Genomic DNA, 14,072 nt, shown 5'->3' with positions numbered 1-14,072 from the left:
GCTATTGTCCCTTCTTCGCGAGCTCTTCGATCATGCACGTACGCACGAAGGCGGAGAAGCTCATACCCCGAAGGGCTGCCTCCTCCTTGGCCGCGTCACGCAGAGTATCGGGGATGCGCAGGGTCACGGATACCTGATCGCCGTTTACCAGGAAGCTCCTGATCTCGGTCTCGTCGGGGTTGCTCTTGATGAGTTCCTTGTAACCGTCAGACACTTGCGCCTCAATCCCTCGAAATGCAATACAAATGCGTTTTCAGCATTATAACGCAGCGGTACGGCGCGGTACTGGAAATAAGAGGGACAGCCGCTTTCCAAGCTTTATGCGAGCGGCAAAGGAAACCCCAGTTGGTTTAGAGAACAGCTTCTGATTCGAGCTGCGCTCATTGGTTTCCGCAAGGCTTGGCGTTTGCCCGCTCCTCGGCGTAGAGGATCTCGTTCTGCGCCTCCAGGATGCGTGCCGCGTCGCCGATGCGCGCGGCGCACTTCTCGCTTATCGACCTGAGGGCTAGGATCCCCTCGACGTCGAGCGGGTCCAGCTGGTCGGCATGCGCCAGGGACTCGAGCAACTGGTCAAGGCCCCTCGCAAGCCTCCCGGCGTCGCATACGGCATCGATGAGCTCGATGCGCTCCAACTTCTCTTCGTAGTCCAACATCGGCTCGCCTCCTTCTCTCAACGGACGTGTCGCGCAGTACCGTAGCCGTTCCATGCGGAGAGCTGGCCCGTCGCCAGCGGTCCCGTGCGCACATCGGCTGCAAGCGGCGCGGGAAATGCCGTCCCGTTCCGGACCGAAGCGCCGCGACTCGGGAACTCGCCTCCGCCACTGCCACGTTGTCGTCGCCAATCCCCGCGGGAGCCCAGCAACCGCCGACGGGTCGCATCCCATGCCCGGAAGCCTCGGCACCCACGCCGGATTTCATGCCGCACGCCTTCGCCCCATTGATCCGAAACACCGCCCCGGCGCTCCTTGGACGCGCAGGGTCGCACGCCGGCAGGCGGCCCGCAAGGGCCGCGACACTTTTTCGGGTTCTTCGCCCCATGCGCTGCGCGCGCGAACAACGCGAAAAACTGACGTCGGGAGATTTCTATAACCACGTCCGACTTCGCTTCCTCCCTTGCCGGCACGCCCGCGCTGCATGCGACTCACGCGGCGCAAGGCACGCCACAGGGGCGGGCCTCAGAGTCTAAGGAGCAAGACATGAACGACATGAAGGAAAAGGCGATGGACGCGGTCAAGGCCTTCCTCGAGCGCAAGGGCTACGAGATCGTCGACGAGGCCTGGCAGGGTCCCGAGGGCATCGGCGGGATCGACCTCGTGGCGGTGGACGAGGACGGAACCCTGGTCTTCGTCGACGCCACGGTCCGCATCGGGACGGACGGCTTCCCCGAGGCCCACAGGGCGCGCGGGCTGCGCGAGGCGCTGGCGGCGACGTGGCTCGCCGGCAACGGCGACGACTACGCCGACACCCCGGTCCGCTTCGACGAGGTGGCGATGATGCTCGTCAAGGAGAACCGAGCGCTCCTGCGCCACCACGTCAACTGCTTCGGCGAGATGGAGCCGCTCTCCTAGGCGGCGCGCCCGGCCCCGGGCTCCCGGGGCCGGGCTTCCCCCGAAACCCGGCCCCTGTACCACGAAAGCGTACATAACCGTACGTTTTCGTGGTACACTCCGCTTGTCGGACAAATCCGTACGGTTTTGTCCCGACGCTCCGAGACTCGGGGCGCGCCGGACCGGATGCGGCGAGGCGCGCCCCACGCTAGAGAGGACGCGACCCATGCGCACGATAGCCATTTCCAACTACAAGGGCGGCGTCGGCAAGACGACGACCGCCGTGAACCTGGCGGCGATCTTCGCCGCCCGGGGTCTTCGGACCCTGCTCGTCGACCTCGACCCGCAGGCGTCGGCCACCGACTTCTTCGGCCTCTACGACCGGGCCGCCTCCGAGCGGCGCACCTCGGTCGAGCTGCTCTACGGCGGCGCGCCCGTGGAGGAGGTCGCCTACGCCGCCGGGGAGGGCCTCGACGTGGTGGCCTCGACCATCGACCTCGTCGACCAGAACGAGATGCTCCTGCGCGAGCAGCGCCTCAAGTTCGCCCTCGACGACGCCTCGGCCTCCTACGACGCCTGCCTCATCGACTGCAGCCCCGTGATGCGCAGGCTCGCCTTCAACGCCTACCTCGCCGCAGCGGAGGGAGGCATGGTCGTCATCCCCGTGAAGCTCGACTCCACCGTGATGCGCGGCACGGCGCTCACCGTGGAGGCGACGCGCTCCATCGCGGACGCGCTCCGCATGCCCACGCCCCGCTGGAAGATTCTCCGCACCTGCGTGCCCGGCCGCATGACCAACGCCGAGGCCACGGGCGCGGCCGTGCTCGACGGGTTCTTCCCGGACGAGCAGTTCGAGACGGTCATCCATGCGAGCAGCAAGGTCTGCGAGGGCAGCTGGCAGTGGAAGCCGGTGGCGGCCTTCGAGCCGGGGAGCCGCCCCGCGCGCGACTACGAGGCTCTCGCCGACGAGGTGTCCCGTGAGCTCGCCTAGCCAGGTGGCCGCGGGCTTCACCATCACGGGGCTCCTCGACGGCGCGTCGCGCACCCGCGGTCGCTACCCGGTGTCCGAGATAGCGGTGGCCGACATCGCCGACCACCCGGCGAACGCCGCGTACTCCATGGACCCGGCGGGGATAGCCGAGCTCGCCGAGTCCATACGCGAGGACGGTCTCACCGACCTGCCGCTCGTGCGCAAGGTCGGCGACGGCTCGTGGCAGATGGTCTCCGGGCACCGCCGCAAGGCAGCCTACGCTCTGCTCGCGAAGGACGACCCCGCCTACGAGAGGATGCCCTGCCGCGTGATAGAGGGCATCGATGACGAGCGGGCGGTGACGCTGCTCCACGCCGCGAACTACTTCACCCGCGCGCTCACCGTGACCGAGCGCGCCGCCGCGACCGAGGCGCTCAGGGGCGACGCCGTTCGCCTGCGCTCCGAGGACCCATCGCTTTTCGGCATGCGCGTCGACGACGTGAAGGCCGCCATCATCGAGCGGCAGACGGGGCGCAAGGTCTCCGGCAAGACCATCGCGCGCGAGGAGAGGCTGGCCCGACGGATCGCCGAGGACCTCTCGCCCGAGTGGGCCGCCGAGGCCGACCGCGGCAACCTCAGCGCCGAGGCGGTGCGCTCGCTCGCGGGCATGCCGAAGGAGCGACAGGCGGAGATGCACGCCGCCATGGAGCCCTGGCGGCGCACCAAGCGTGAGCTCTCCGACTACGTGAGGAGCGAGGGGAAGGCGCAGCCCGGCCCCGACGGGCGCATCGCGAAGGCCGCGAGGCTCGTCGCCGACTTCCTAGAGAGCCCGCCCGGGAGCCCGAGCGCGGCCGACCTCTCGCTGCTGCGCGAGATGGCTCTCATGACGGCGCCCTACGCGGATGCGGGCACCGATGCCCGAAAGCGCCGTATGAGGGCCTCACACTCGAAATCCAGCAAGTAGCCTATGGCGTCCGACATCGCGTCGGGCGTCCATAGCACTTGGGGACCGGGCGGCCTCGGACCCGTCATGCCGCGGGCCGTTTGGGAGCCCGCTTTCGCGAGGCCCGGTCCCAGAGACGGCGCCCGAGCCGGGCCGCCGCCTGCGGGGGATCCCCCGCGCCCCTAGAGAGACGCGCCCGCCGTGCGGCGGGCCCGAGGAAAGGAATCCGCAATGGAAGAGAGCACCGGCGGCGCCGGGGGCAAGGAGCGCCGCGTCACGTTCCGCATGGAGGGAAGCGACTACGACGCGCTCTGCGAGCGGTGCGAGCGCGCCGGCCTCAGCAAGTCGGAGTACCTGCGCTACCTCGTGCGCATACCGCTGTCGACCGAGGCCAACGCGGGAGACGAGCACCGCATACTCGTGGACCGCAGGGCCCTGTGGGCGATGTCCCGGGAGCTCACGAAGTGGGGCTACCACTACAACCAGGCGGTGCACGCGATGAACCTCATCAACTTCCACGCCCGCCACGGACACGTCGACCGGGACCTCGTGGCGGAGAGCATCCCGACGATCGAGCGGGAGCTCGCCGACGTGAACATCGCTGCCCGCGAGATGGCGGCGGAGCTCGGTCGCATCGGCGCCGACTCGCTCGTGAAGGGCTCGCCATGCCGATCCTGAAGCCGATAAGCGGCCACGGCTCGACCGGAGGCATCCGCCGCTACCTCGAGAAGGGAGGCCGCGCCCTCGCGCGAGACCTGTTCAACCTGAGCTACGACGAGCGCGACGCCGACGCGCTGGGAGAAGGCGCCAAGGAGGCATGCGCCTGGGACGCCGAGATGGACGCCACTCGCGCCGCCTTCGGCACGGATGCACCCTGGAGGGGAAAGCCCGCGCGCACGTTCAAGCACTTCGTGCTCTCGCCGGACCCCGGCGACGACATCGACCTGGCGGCGCTGCGCGAGCTCGCGTGCTCGTGGGCGCTCAAGCACTTCGGCGACCACGAGATCGCCATCGTTTACCACGACGACAACGCCCGCGGCATACCTCACGCGCACATCGTTGTGAACAACGCGAACCTCCGCACCGGCTACCGCATGCAGACCCAGCACCCCGAGGACCTCAACCGCGACCTGCAGGACATGGCCCGCGAGCGCGGGCTGTCCGGGCTCTCCAACGACAGGGCGCCAGAATCGCCGGCGAAGGCGCGAGGGCGCGCCGGCGCGGGCGGACCCAGGAGCCGCAGGAGCGTCTACCTGGGCCGTGCCGAGAAGGAGATCATGCGCTCTGGCGGCTACTCGTGGGTCGGCGACATCCGCGCCCGCGTCGCGCTCGCCAAGACCACGGCGCGCGACGAGGCGGAGTTCCTCGGCATCCTCGACGCCCTGGGCGTGCACGTCGCCGACAACTCGGCCAAGGCGCGACGGGACGACTGGGTGTTCAGCCTGGCAGAGGAGCCGTCCAAGAAGGTCAGCGGCGAGCGCCTGGGGTTCGTCTACGGAAAGGAGATGCTCCGCCGCCGCTTCGAGCGCGAGGGCACCTACCGCCCCACGGACGCGAGCGCCGCGCGCATCCGCGAGGTCGCCGAGCGCGCCCTCGAGCTCAACGACCTCTCAGAGCTGAGCAGGCTCTCCTCGGCGCTCGAGACCTGCGCGAAGTTCGACGTCGAGTCCATCGAGGAGTTCGGGCTCAGGATGAGGACGCTGGAGCGGCGCGGCCAGGCGGGCGGCGAGGGGTACCGCCGCCTCGCCGCCGCGCGCGCCTACATGGCGGAGAACGGGCTCATGCCGCTCAAGACCCGCTACGGGGACGATCGCGGGCGCGGTGCGGTCGAAGGAAGCTCGCGCGACGGCCGTCGCGAGGACGAGCGGCAGCGAATCCTCGTCGCCGAGCGGCAGCGGGCCCAGCAGGACCAGCGCAGGGAGAGGGGCCGGAGATGATGGTGAGGATAGAGTACGAGGGCGGCAGGACGACGCTGTTCGACACGCTCTCGTTTACGGAGGGGTCGCCGTTCTCCGGCGCGAACATGCTCACGGAGTTTGAGCTCGAGATGCGCGAGGAGCCCGAGAAGGGGCTCTGGCTCACGGCTAACTGGCACCAGGTGCGCGACGACTGGCGCGCCGACGCGCCCGCGGACGGCATCCCTGTGGCGCGCAGATCGCGCGGGTGGCGCTTCATGCTGGCCTCGGAGGCGGAGCTCGGGCATGCCCGCCGCGTCCTGATCGACGGCGACGAGGCGTTCGCCCGGGTGCGGGGATTCCTGTGCGACTCGGCCGCGATCGGCGCTTGCTACCGCGAGCACGTGGGTCCTCCCTCAAAACCGCTGAAGTCGCAGATAAAGGACCTGCAACGCGCGCTGGGGAGGGCGGAGGTCCCGGGCGTGCCCGACGAGCTGGCGAGGCTGCTCGCGCAAGAGAAGGAAGAGGGCGCCGACGAGGGCGCCCGCAAGGTCAAGGAAGATTGGGGTGACGTCGATGAAGAGGCTTGGTAGGTTCCTCGTGGCGGCGCTTAAGGTCACGCTGGGCTTTTTCGTCTGGCTGTTCCGCGCCGTTTTCAAGTGGGTGATGTGAGAATGAAGACGCCTGGTGCCTAGAGTAGCCCCTTGGCTCGCTCGTCGTAGATCTTGTCAAGCTCCGATTGGAGGAACTCCTCTTTGAGCTTGGCAATGAAGCGGGCATCCGAGAACAGTCGGTAGACGAGCACCGCCGCCCCTCCGAGGTCGAGGCACTTGGGGTTCTTCGTGATCGATGCCTGCACGACGCTGCTCGAGGTCGCGATGGTGTCGGAGATGAGGATGATCTTCTTGGTGCGCGCCTGGTACATCTCGGTGCAGTAGTCCGACCCGTCGTCCTTGAATATCAGCGAGCAGCCGTGGAGCGCCGCTATCAGCCAGTTGATGAGCACCGTCATGCCCGCCTGCATGCCGACTTTCAATACGTCGCCGGTGCTGACGTATTTGGTGAGGGCCTCGGTGTGCGCCTTGTCGAGAACGAGGTTGGCGAACGGGACCTGTATCCCGCACGGCGTGTAGAGGTCCGTGCCGATGTGGATCAGCTGCTTGATCAGGGCCGCCGCGGCGGCATCCGGCTCGCTCACGATGCGCCTTCCCGCCGCGACCAGCATCTCCACGGTCCCGGTGGGAGCCCCGATCAGCGGGTTTTTCCCGAAGGCGTCGTAGGAGACCGAGTAGGTCGCGGGGATCCGCGCGCCGATTCCGAAGACGTTGGCGTCCTTCACGCAGGTGATGCTGTTCGTCATGATGTTTGAGGTTCCGAACACGAGGCCGAGCACCGGATCGTGGCCGAGGGTCGCGAACCGGTGGTTCGCCCCCTTGAATATCTTGAGGTTCTCAGCCTCGTAGCGTGTCGCGTCGTACGGTACGCCGCGCGAGGAGAGGATGTGGCTTTTGGAGGCGAACAGGCGGCCCGATTCCGCCGGACCCCCATCGTCGAAGCCGGAGAAAACGCGGTCCTGGAAGCTATGCAGGGCGTCTTCCTTAGCGTTGCCCGCTCCCGCCCGCTCGACCTCCATCAGGGAGTTGATGACGAGCACGCGGGCGACCTGGAGCATGGTCGCGGCGACGACGAAGGCCGCGTCGGCGTCCTGCAGCCTCGTCCGCTCCTTGAACTCGCGGTCGATGCGCTCGAGGTTTTCGCCGTACTCGCGGACGGACTTCTCGACCGCCTGCTCGGCCCAGCTCTCGTCAACCGCCACGCATGCCGCCCTCGCGGCCATGTAGTCGGCGAAGAGCCTGCAGGCGTGCTCCTCTTCCTCCGTCACCTGACCGTCCGAGGCCGCGGCGACCTGCAGTTGCTCGGCGATGGAGCCCAGCGACACGATGCTCACGTTGTCCAGGCAGTCCTTGACCCGGTCGAAGGACAAGCCCTCGTCGTCCGCGATTGCCTGCACCTTCGCCTTCACGTCGTCCGGAAGGCCGCCGTCCAGCTTGAGGTAGTCGAGGCCGTCCTCGAGCCACCCCCGCTCCTCTTGGGAGAAATCGCCGTCGCAGCGCATCAGGAAGCAAAGCGTCGCCACGTAGGCGTAGATGAAGTTGTGCCGCTTCTCGCCCGCAAGGTAGGCACCCTGCTTGATGCCGTCACGGAAGCCCTTGATGCGCGCCTTGCGGAGGCGCGCGGAGAACGAGTTCTCCTTGATGGCGTTGATGCCGCCCTCGACGGTCGACGCCGCGCCGGACGCGAGGGACGACGCCCCCTGGGCTAAACCCATTGCGGCGCCGACGGCGATTCCGCCCACCGCGTTCGCAGCCCCTGAGATCGCCTTGCCCGCATCGGACGACGCGATCTGCTCGCCGGCGCTCGACACGCCTTCCGCAGCCGAGCACATGGCGCTTCCGACGGCTTCGGATGCCGAGGCGGCCGTATCGACGATGGCGTTCCCCGCGCCCTCGGCCGCATTCGCGACGCCTTTGGCGGCGGACTCGACGGTCGCCGATGCTCCTTTTGCCATCTCTCCTGCGGCGTGGGCGGCTTGGGACAGGGCTTCCCCGAGATCGAATTTGAGCGCCATTCTGTATCTCCTGACGAAAACGAATCTTGCGTAAGGCGCCCATGCGCAACCGATGCAACCCAGCACACGCGACGCGTCTCTCGTGCTCTTCATTATCCCACCATGCGCAAGCCCCTCGTCCGGTCATCGGAGCGAGGGGCTTGATCGTCCTGCTTGGTTGCGATTTCGGTTTTCTGCTCCTAGTCCCGGTCGTCGTCGCCGGCCGCGCAGCAGGCGTAGGCCGTGAGCGTGAGGAGCCCCATGAGGAGCCCTATTCCGAAGGGCGCGAATCCCATCCTTCCACCTCCTTCGCGTAGACGACGGTGCGCGAGTTGCTCGTCTGGTAGCTGCACGTCACGAAGGCCCAGGCCTGCGCGACGTCCGAAAGCTCTTCCAGGACGACCTCGCACCGGGACAATTTGTCCCCGAGGTAGGCGTCGAGAGCCGCCGCGTCGGCGAAGTCGGTCTGCTTGCCCTCCGAGCTCGCGTCGACCACGTCAGCCGCGAAGACCTCGAGCTCGATCTCCTTCTCGCGGGTGTAGACCCGGATGGTGCGGTGCCCCTCGGCGAAACCGCGCGAAGAGTACTGCGCGAGCGGCGCGAACATGGTGCCGTCGGACATGTGGTGCCCGTACACGATGACGAGCGGGCTTTCGGCTCCCTGCGCGCAGCCTGCGTCGATGTAGGGAGCGCCCCATGCGGAGCGCTCGCCGTTGGCATCGTGCGTGAGGTAGAAGTCAGGCGATTCCGGCCGGCCCTGGACGATCGGGTAGTCGACGGTCGTGCCCGGCACGCGCACCCATGCGACGACGGAGGCGGGAAGGGCGTCCCAGTCGATGCCGCCTCCCGCCTCTTGCGCCCCCATCGCCTCGTCCTTTTCCGCAGCGGGCACCTCGCGCACCCCGTACGGGTTCCTCTCGGGCTGCGGCAGGACGGCAAGCGCCGCCAGCGCCAGCAACGCCACTGCGACGGCGAGCGCCGTGCCAGCTTTTCCCTTGCTCATGTCCTCCCCCGTTCGCAGGGGAGGCCCCGGGCGAGCGCCCAGGGCCTCCAGGTTGGTATCGATGCAGCGCCGTTATTCTTCCGGCTCTTCTGCCGCCTCTCCCTTGCTCGCGGCGACTGCCTTGCGCTTGCGGTACGCGAGCGCTCCGCCCGCGCCCGCCGCAGCTGCCAGAGCGATGCCTGCGGCCACGGCGTAGCCGGTTCCGTCGGGAGCGTCGGCCCCGGTCTTGGCGTAGGGCTCCTCGGGGACCTCGGGCGTGTCGGGGTTGTCCACGACGACGCTCTGCTCGGCGGAGTCGATGTCCTCGTGCGCCGCAACGACGTTGCCGGCGGAGTCCAGGACCTTCTCGAAGACGACGAGCTCGTCTCCCTCGGCCAGGCCCTCGGTGTCGAACTCGAATGTCACCTCGACGGTGCCGGAGGGCGCCTCGGGCTCGAAGGGCGTGCGCGCAGTCACCTCGTTGCCGTCCTTGTCGAGGAACGGCTCTCCGGTGCGCTTGTCCATGAGCGTGCCAACGGCGATGTAGGTCTCGCCGGGGACGAGGCCCTTGTAGGCCACCGTGTCGACGACCTTGGCCTTGCCGGCCTCGATGACCTGGTCGCCGTCGGCGGCGTCAGCCGCCTGGGTGTCCACCTCGACGGCGACGTGGACAGTCTGGCCCTCGTCGGAGAGGTCCGCGTGCGACGCCACCTCGGCTCCGTCCTTGCGCAGGCTCTCGAACACGACCAGGTCGCGGCCGCCGAGCAGGCTCGCGTCGAAGGAAATCTCTACGTCCTGGCTGCCCGTCGAGAGCGCGGGCGCGAACCCGGTCTTGGCCTCCACGGGCTTGCCCGAGGCGTCGGCCACGGGCTCGCCGGTCGCCTTGTCGACGAGGGCTGCCGAGAGCTCGTATACCTCGCCGGCCTTCAGCCCCTCGTAGGCCACCGCGTCGACGACCTTGGCCTCGGCGTCGGCCGAGACGTCCTTGTCGCCGTCCGCCCCGTCCTTTGCTGTGGTGGAGATGCGCGGGCCCTCCTGGTCGTCGAGGCCCATCCACACGGCCTTGGCCACCGTCGAGTCGCGCTCGATCCAGAAGCTCCTCGTGATGAGCTCGAGGCCCTCGTTGGCATCGCAGCGCAGCTCGGTCATGGTGTAGGCGCCGTACGGCAGGGCCGCCAGCGAGTCGTCGACCGGCGCCGAGGAGCCGTCCTCGCCGAGCGAGAACCAGATGCCGGCCTTCGGGTCCATGTCGGCGGCCCCGATCGGGCCCTCGTGGCCGAGCAGCGCGTCGTTGGAGTTGGTGCCGCTTGAGTGCCTGTTCCAGCTGCTCGCGGTCGACGCGTCGCCGTTGCGGTCCGTCACCAGCACGTGCGTCTCGCCGGTGGCCGCGTTCTCGATGGCGAACGGGACCATGAGGCCGGCGTTGTCGGCCTCGCTCTTCTTGGAGACCTCGAGGTCGTTGCGCACCACCTGGTCGCGGAACTCGAGCGCGGCGCCGTCCGCGGAGGCGCTCACGATCTCGCCGCCGGCGCGGACCTCGAAGGTGCGGGGCTCGCCGTCGGTCAGCAGGTAGCTCCCGTTGGTCGCCGTCTCCCGCACGTCGTAGGTCCCGTACGGCAGGGCGTCGGCCGCGGTCTGGGCGGTGTAGGCGCCGGCCTCGTCGTTCCATGCGGTGGTCAGCGTGGCCACGGCTTCGCCCGGCTCGCGCCACTCGCCGTCAACGAGGACCTTGTGCGCCGAGCGGTTCGTGACGGTGAGCTCGATCCCGTCGAGGCCGGGGTGCTCGCCAGGCGCCTCCTTGTGGCCGTTGCCCGCGAGCGCCTCGGACGCCTGCAGCTCCTTGTCGGACTTGGTCACCTGCACGCCGCCGCGGAAGACCTCGTCGGTCACGGGATCGCCCGTGAGGTCGGCCACCTCGCCGGCCTTCACGGTGAACGCGACGGAGGAGTCGCTTGCGCCGTAGCCCTCGGGCGCGCCGGATTCGACGATGCGGTAGCTGCCCGCGGGCAGGGCGTCGGCGCCGGTAGCGGCGACGTGCGACCCGTTCTCGGGCGCGGTCTTGATTGTGGCGCAGACCTCGCCGTCGGCGTAGTACTTGCCTCCGACCAGCACGTAGCGGCCGCTCTCGTTCACGACGGAGAAGCTCGCGCCGTCGAGGGAGGCGTCGCCCTGGGGCTCGGCGCCCGCCTCGGAGTCCGTTTTGGCGACCTTGACTCCGCCCGTGGACCAGCTGAAGCTCACGAGCGTCTGGGAGCCGCCGCCGGTCCTGACGCAGAACGCCTCGAACCCGGCGGATACCTTGCCGGCGCCCGCCTTCATCCGGGAGTAGGTCCCGCCGATCAGCTCGGATTTCGCCCAGGAGGCGAACTCGGCGCTCGTGCCGTGCGTTGCGGCCGACTCGGACCCCGAGTAGGCGTAGGCGATCAGCACGTGGCTCGCCGCGGCGTACTTGGCGTCGTCCCAGCCGCCGCCGTCGTACCAGCTGCCCGGGAACATCGACGCGTCGAAGCCGGGAGAGCCGAACGAGTACCAGATCGCCGCCGTCACGTCACCGCTCGGCACGGGGCTCGTCGAGTAGGAGCCCGGCGCGGGCGTCGGGGACGAGGGCTCGGCGCAGTAGGCGATATTGCCGTCGGCGCTCATCCACGTGGTGGCGAAGCCGCCGTATGGGATCTTGCCGCCTATGGATACGTCGACCGTGCTCGGCGCGGCGTAGGCAGGCGAGGCCGCCACGGAGGCGAGCAGCGCCCCCGCCGCCAGGATGAGCGCCATGGCGCATCGGAGGAGCCTTTCCTGCAGGGTGCAGTATTTCGCTGCGTTCATCTTTCCGCCTCCCTATCTCTCGACGCTTCGCTGTGCGCGGGGCGCCTCGTGCTCGGCGGCGCGGCTCGCCTGGCGGGCGTGCTCGGCGCGCTCCGCGAGGTAGCGCGAGCGCCCTGCGTCAACGGCCTCCTTGAGCTGCGCCGGCATGACCTTCACGGTGTCCTTGACCGCGCGGCCGCCCTCGTCGAGCTCGGGCTGGCCGTCCGGGCCCATCACCGTCTTCCTCAACCAGACCTCGCGGTTCGCGAGCAGCGGTATGTCCCGGAAGTCGGCCCCCTTGAAGCGGCTCTCGTTCACGAACATGGGGCTGAACTCGTAGCCTCCAACGTCCACGCCGTCGACGACGGTGCCCTTGGGAAGGGTCGCCGAGTTGAAGGTCCTGGCCTCGCCGGTCGCGCGGTCGGTGTACTCGATTCCCTCGCGCACGAAGCTCTTGTGCAGCGAGAGGTACACGTTCTTCCTCTCTTCCATGTCTTTCCTCCTTTTCGTCGTTCGTCTGTGCTTGTCTTCTTCCGCCGGGACGCGTGCCCCGGCGCGCCGCCCCTATCTCATGGCGACCGCCTCCTTCCTCGCTTTTCCGCTAGAAGCCGCTCACGATGTCGCGCGCCCAGGAGCCGCTCTTCACGAGGGCCAGGATGAGCAGCACGCACATGGCCAGGTACTGCAGCGCGTAGGTGAGCCCGTTCGCGACCGCGTCGGCAGGGGTGCCCGTTCCGGGGTTCGCACCGGTGAGCCCGCCGAGCACGAGCGGGAACGATATGAGCAGGACGAGGATGATGACGCCGGCGATGCAGACTGCCCCGAAGCTCTTCAGGTAGCCGACGCCTATCTGGCGCGTGGCGTCCATGCCGAGGAACGCCAGCGGGATCGGGGCGAACGCGGCCATGATGTAGAGCTGGAGCGCGCGGGCCCAGCAGACCACGAGGGCGATGACGTAGGCTGCCAGCACCACGACCCAGCTGATGAGGCTCACGACGAGCATGGCGATGAGCGACGGGATGTCGTCGTCGGTGGTGACGACTGACACCTCGGGCAGGTCGAGCGCGCCTCCGGCGCCGAAGAGCGCCTCGACTCGGTCGATGGCGAGCCCGCAGACCTCGTAGATCGACGCCATCAGGTCGAAGCTGTTCTGTATGAGGAACAGGAACACGGCGAAGAACACGAGGAGGAACACGACCTCCTTGACGCCGGGAAGGCTCTGGCTGCCGTCCATGCGCTGGGAGATCTCGATGAGCTTCAGGGTGAAGACCAGGCCGAGCACTCCGCACCCGATCGGCAGGATGGCCACCTGCCACACGCCGCGGGCGACGTCGTGCATGGTCAGGTCGCTCGAGCTCGTTAGCATGTGCGCGAAGTCGGCCGAGAGGATCCCGTTCGCGCCGATCGACCCGAGCACGCCCGTCTGCGCCTTGAACATCCAGTTGCAGCAGTCGTGCAGAAGGCCGCACAGCCACTCGTTTACGTCCCCGGCGATGTCGGCGTATGCCGGCTGCGCTGGGACGAGAAGGAGAGCGCAGAGGGCGAACGCCGTCGCGGCGGAGATGGCGAACGCCCTGCGGCCTCGCGATTCAAGCGCCCGCACGGCTACATCGCCTCCAGCGAGCCGCCGCGCGAGACCACGGTGACCACCGTCGAGGCGGGGTCGTCGAGCGTGAAGGTCGTCGACGCGACGTTCCCGGCGTAGTCGAGCCACACCTCCTTGTCCCAGGTGGCTCCCGTCGCCTGCGGGGACACCTCCGCCGCCTTCCCGGCGACGGCCTCCTCGATGGCGGCGGCATCCGCGCCCAGCGCCTCGGAGAGGCGGTCGTCGGTGCCGGTCACGGAGAACGCTCCGTCTTGCGCCCTCTGGGGCACGTAGGCCTGCGTCAGGAGGTCGCAGGCCAGGGTGCGGGCGTCCCCGTCGCCCGAGACCTGGATGAGCGACAGGCCTCCCGCCTTATCGCCGGTTCCCTTGACGTCGATGGGCACGCTGAGCACGCCGCCGGCCTCGGAGGGCTCCTCGGCCGAGAAGAACCAGGCGCGCTCGGAGTCGCCAGCGCTCTCCACCATGGCGCCCTCGACGATCCGCAGCGTGGCCGTTGGGTCGTCGGCGCCCGTCCATGCGGTGTTCCAGAGCGCCTCGGCGCCCGAGGCGGCCTTCCCGGTTGCCGCGTCGGCGCCTGCAGCCGCGGGCTGCTCTTGCTTCTGGGGACTATCCTGCGCGCCTTCCTGCGGGGCGATGGCGCAGCGCGCCGCGCCCGCGCCGAGCGCCACGACGAGCGCGCCTGCCGCGACGGCGGCCATGACCCTTGACTTTCCCTGCAT

The 14,072-nt window shown here is 68.7% G+C and carries 14 protein-coding genes; 6 read left to right on the top strand and 8 right to left on the bottom strand.

Features of this window, described 5'->3' with window-relative positions; translation table 11 throughout:
- Position 1: 1 nt before the first annotated feature.
- Together DMP08_RS04950 and DMP08_RS04945 are read right to left on the bottom strand one after the other, a co-directional pair.
- A complete protein-coding gene (locus tag DMP08_RS04950) occupies positions 2-214 on the bottom strand; it encodes a YlcI/YnfO family protein (protein WP_244596810.1) in 213 nt (70 codons plus the stop codon).
- Between the two features lie 166 nt (positions 215-380).
- Positions 381-653, bottom strand: a complete 273-nt coding sequence (locus DMP08_RS04945) for a hypothetical protein (RefSeq protein WP_123191855.1) — start codon at positions 651-653, stop codon at positions 381-383.
- Positions 654-1,196: 543 nt separating this feature from the next.
- Between DMP08_RS04945 and DMP08_RS04940 the strand changes: the two genes are divergently transcribed.
- The 6 genes from DMP08_RS04940 (at position 1,197) to DMP08_RS04915 (ending at position 5,948) form a co-directional block, all read left to right on the top strand.
- Entirely contained in the window at positions 1,197-1,568 is a 372-nt protein-coding gene (locus DMP08_RS04940) for a YraN family protein (protein ID WP_123191854.1), read from the top strand.
- A 205-nt stretch (positions 1,569-1,773) separates the two neighbouring features.
- The gene (locus DMP08_RS04935; protein WP_123191853.1) at positions 1,774-2,538 is read left to right on the top strand and encodes a ParA family protein; all 765 of its coding nucleotides are present in this window, start codon (positions 1,774-1,776) and stop codon (positions 2,536-2,538) included.
- Complete coding sequence (locus DMP08_RS04930) at positions 2,525-3,481, top strand: ParB/RepB/Spo0J family partition protein (protein ID WP_123191852.1); 957 nt, start codon at positions 2,525-2,527, stop codon at positions 3,479-3,481. The genes DMP08_RS04935 and DMP08_RS04930 overlap by 14 nt, the downstream gene beginning before the upstream one ends.
- Positions 3,482-3,691: 210 nt before the next feature.
- Positions 3,692-4,138, top strand: a complete 447-nt coding sequence (locus tag DMP08_RS04925; protein ID WP_123191851.1) for a CopG family transcriptional regulator — start codon at positions 3,692-3,694, stop codon at positions 4,136-4,138.
- Positions 4,126-5,397, top strand: coding sequence for a relaxase/mobilization nuclease domain-containing protein (locus DMP08_RS04920; RefSeq protein WP_123191850.1), 1,272 nt, complete (start codon positions 4,126-4,128; stop codon positions 5,395-5,397). The genes DMP08_RS04925 and DMP08_RS04920 overlap by 13 nt, the downstream gene beginning before the upstream one ends.
- Positions 5,394-5,948: a hypothetical protein gene (locus DMP08_RS04915; RefSeq protein ID WP_123191849.1), complete on the top strand. Its 555-nt coding sequence runs from the start codon at positions 5,394-5,396 to the stop codon at positions 5,946-5,948. The genes DMP08_RS04920 and DMP08_RS04915 overlap by 4 nt, the downstream gene beginning before the upstream one ends.
- 98 nt (positions 5,949-6,046) lie before the next feature.
- On the opposite strand, the gene DMP08_RS04910 is transcribed toward DMP08_RS04915, so the two are convergent.
- The 6 genes from DMP08_RS04910 to DMP08_RS12520 form a co-directional block, all read right to left on the bottom strand.
- A complete protein-coding gene (locus tag DMP08_RS04910) occupies positions 6,047-7,984 on the bottom strand; it encodes a tellurite resistance TerB family protein (protein WP_123191848.1) in 1,938 nt (645 codons plus the stop codon).
- Between the two features lie 250 nt (positions 7,985-8,234).
- Complete coding sequence (locus DMP08_RS04905; protein ID WP_123191847.1) at positions 8,235-8,966, bottom strand: class B sortase; 732 nt, start codon at positions 8,964-8,966, stop codon at positions 8,235-8,237.
- Between the two features lie 72 nt (positions 8,967-9,038).
- A complete protein-coding gene (locus tag DMP08_RS04900; protein ID WP_123191846.1) occupies positions 9,039-11,768 on the bottom strand; it encodes a VaFE repeat-containing surface-anchored protein in 2,730 nt (909 codons plus the stop codon).
- Between the two features lie 12 nt (positions 11,769-11,780).
- Positions 11,781-12,239, bottom strand: coding sequence for a hypothetical protein (locus DMP08_RS04895; protein WP_042433176.1), 459 nt, complete (start codon positions 12,237-12,239; stop codon positions 11,781-11,783).
- Positions 12,240-12,348: 109 nt separating this feature from the next.
- Positions 12,349-13,350 (bottom strand): VirB6/TrbL-like conjugal transfer protein, CD1112 family, encoded by a 1,002-nt coding sequence (locus DMP08_RS04890; protein ID WP_420541186.1) that lies wholly within the window; start codon positions 13,348-13,350, stop codon positions 12,349-12,351.
- A gap of 2 nt (positions 13,351-13,352) precedes the next feature.
- Positions 13,353-14,072, bottom strand: coding sequence for a hypothetical protein (locus DMP08_RS12520; protein ID WP_211328386.1), 720 nt, complete (start codon positions 14,070-14,072; stop codon positions 13,353-13,355).

Origin of the sequence: Paraeggerthella hongkongensis (assembly GCF_003726035.1) — a bacterium.
GTDB lineage: Bacteria > Actinomycetota > Coriobacteriia > Coriobacteriales > Eggerthellaceae > Paraeggerthella > Paraeggerthella hongkongensis.
The sequence above is the reverse complement of the archived record's forward strand: the minus strand, read 5'-3'. Positions and strand labels throughout refer to the sequence as shown.

Excerpts from the sequence above, each read along its gene's own strand:
- DMP08_RS04945 (WP_123191855.1), bottom strand. The coding sequence starts at position 653 with ATGTTGGACTACGAAGAGAAGTTGGAGCGCATCGAGCTCATCGATGCC.
- DMP08_RS04940 (WP_123191854.1), top strand. The coding sequence starts at position 1,197 with ATGAACGACATGAAGGAAAAGGCGATGGACGCGGTCAAGGCCTTCCTC.
- DMP08_RS04935 (WP_123191853.1), top strand. The coding sequence starts at position 1,774 with ATGCGCACGATAGCCATTTCCAACTACAAGGGCGGCGTCGGCAAGACG.
- DMP08_RS04925 (WP_123191851.1), top strand. The coding sequence starts at position 3,692 with ATGGAAGAGAGCACCGGCGGCGCCGGGGGCAAGGAGCGCCGCGTCACG.
- DMP08_RS04920 (WP_123191850.1), top strand. The coding sequence starts at position 4,126 with ATGCCGATCCTGAAGCCGATAAGCGGCCACGGCTCGACCGGAGGCATC.
- DMP08_RS04915 (WP_123191849.1), top strand. The coding sequence starts at position 5,394 with ATGATGGTGAGGATAGAGTACGAGGGCGGCAGGACGACGCTGTTCGAC.
- DMP08_RS04910 (WP_123191848.1), bottom strand. The coding sequence starts at position 7,984 with ATGGCGCTCAAATTCGATCTCGGGGAAGCCCTGTCCCAAGCCGCCCAC.
- DMP08_RS04905 (WP_123191847.1), bottom strand. The coding sequence starts at position 8,966 with ATGAGCAAGGGAAAAGCTGGCACGGCGCTCGCCGTCGCAGTGGCGTTG.
- DMP08_RS04900 (WP_123191846.1), bottom strand. The coding sequence starts at position 11,768 with ATGAACGCAGCGAAATACTGCACCCTGCAGGAAAGGCTCCTCCGATGC.
- DMP08_RS04895 (WP_042433176.1), bottom strand. The coding sequence starts at position 12,239 with ATGGAAGAGAGGAAGAACGTGTACCTCTCGCTGCACAAGAGCTTCGTG.
- DMP08_RS12520 (WP_211328386.1), bottom strand. The coding sequence starts at position 14,072 with ATGCAGGGAAAGTCAAGGGTCATGGCCGCCGTCGCGGCAGGCGCGCTC.